Annotated in this window: 1 protein-coding gene; it reads right to left on the reverse strand. The window is 63.8% G+C overall.

Annotated features, from left to right (window positions below):
* Positions 1 to 46: 46 nt before the first annotated feature.
* Positions 47 to 1,687, reverse strand: a complete 1,641-nt coding sequence (locus F0Q45_RS25795) for an acyl-CoA carboxylase subunit beta (RefSeq protein ID WP_149656563.1) — start codon at positions 1,685 to 1,687, stop codon at positions 47 to 49.
* Positions 1,688 to 1,839: the final 152 nt, after the last annotated feature.

Consider the following 1,839-nt stretch of genomic DNA (forward strand, 5'->3'; position numbering starts at 1 on the left):
CTCGCTGCGCTCGCTCCGCTCGCTGCGCTCGCTCCGCTCGCTCGACTCACAGGGGAATATTCCCGTGCTTCTTGGGCGGGGTCTGTGCGATTTTGCGCTCCAGCAGGCGCAGCGCCGTACCGATATAGCCACGCGTGTGCGACGGCGGAATCACCGCGTCGACGTACCCGCGCTCAGCAGCGATATACGGGTTGACCAGCGTGTCCTCATACTCTTGCTGCAGCTGCAACCGCAGCTCGTCGACATTTTGGCCTTCGGCCGCCGCTTGCGCGAGCTGCTGGCGGTACACGAAGCCGACAGCACCCGAAGCCCCCATCACCGCGATCTGCGCCGTCGGCCAAGCCAGATTGACGTCGCAGCCCATGTCCTTGGAGCCCATCACGCAGTACGCGCCGCCGTAGGCCTTGCGGGTGATGACGGTGATCTTCGGCACTGTAGCCTCGCCGTAGGCGTAAAGCAGCTTGGCCCCGCGGCGGATGATTCCGTTGTACTCCTGATCGGTGCCGGGGAGGAAACCAGGAACGTCCACAAACATCACGATGGGGATGTTGAAACAATCGCAGGTCCGCACGAAGCGGGCCGCCTTCTCCGAGGCGTTGATGTCCAGGCAGCCGGCGAATTGGGTGGGCTGGTTGGCGACGATACCCACCGGCCGGCCGTCGATTCGCCCGAATCCCACAATGATGTTCTGCGCGTAACCGGCCTGGATCTCTAGGAACTCGTCCTCGTCGAGGATTCGGGTGATCACCTCGTGCATGTCGTAAGGCTGGTTGGGGGAGTCAGGGATCAGGGTGTCCAATTCCAGGTCCTCATCGGTGAGGTTCTCCTCGACGGGTCCCTCGGGAACGGCGGCGGCGTAGCGCGGCGCGTCAGAGAAGTTATTGGGCGGCAAGTACCCCAAGAGCTCGCGCACGTAGTCAAAGGCGTCCTGCTCACCCGAGGCGACATAGTGCGCGGTGCCTGACTTGACCATGTGAGTGTGGGCGCCACCGAGTTCTTCCATGGTGACGTCCTCACCGGTGACGGTTTTGATGACGTCCGGTCCGGTGATGAACATCTGACTGGTCTGATCGACCATGATGACGAAGTCGGTCAGCGCGGGGGAGTAGACGTGCCCGCCGGCGGCGGCCCCCATAATTAGCGAGATCTGCGGGATGACGCCCGATGCCAGGATGTTGTTGCGAAAGATCCGGCTGTAGAGGCCCAGCGAGACGACGCCCTCCTGGATGCGCGCGCCGGCGCCGTCGTTGATGCCGATCAGCGGACGGCCGGTCTTGACCGCCAATTCCTGCACCTTGACGATCTTCTCGCCGTACACCTCGCCCAGGCTGCCGCCGAACACCGTGGCGTCCTGGCTGAAGATGCACACGTCGCGCCCGTCGATGGTGCCGTATCCGGTGACCACCCCGTCGCCGAGCGGTCGGTTTTTTTCCAATCCGAAGTTGGTGCTGCGGTGCCGTGCCAGCGCGTCCAGCTCGACGAACGAGTCCTCGTCCAACAGCGCGTAGATACGCTCCCGCGCCGTCAGCTTGCCCTTGGCATGTACCTTCTCGACGGCGGTCTCACCGACCGGATGCAGCGACTCTTCGCGGCGCTTGTGCAGCTCGGCGAGCTTGCCCGCGGTGGTGTGGATGTCGATGATGTGCTCGGCAGCGGGCTCGGCGGTATGGTCGGTAACGCTCGTCATGAGAGTCGATGGTATCGGCAGTCTGATGTTCGGTCGGTTTCGGCGGGGGATGTCGAGCGGCTTGGCATCGCGGCGGACTCCTTCACCATGGTCATCACGCCAGCTGGTTGCTGGCCTGTGGCAGGATCGGTGACCCACGCCGTTAGGCTCGC

Origin of the sequence: Mycobacterium simiae (assembly GCF_008370645.1) — a bacterium.
In the GTDB taxonomy this organism is placed as follows: domain Bacteria; phylum Actinomycetota; class Actinomycetes; order Mycobacteriales; family Mycobacteriaceae; genus Mycobacterium; species Mycobacterium simiae_A.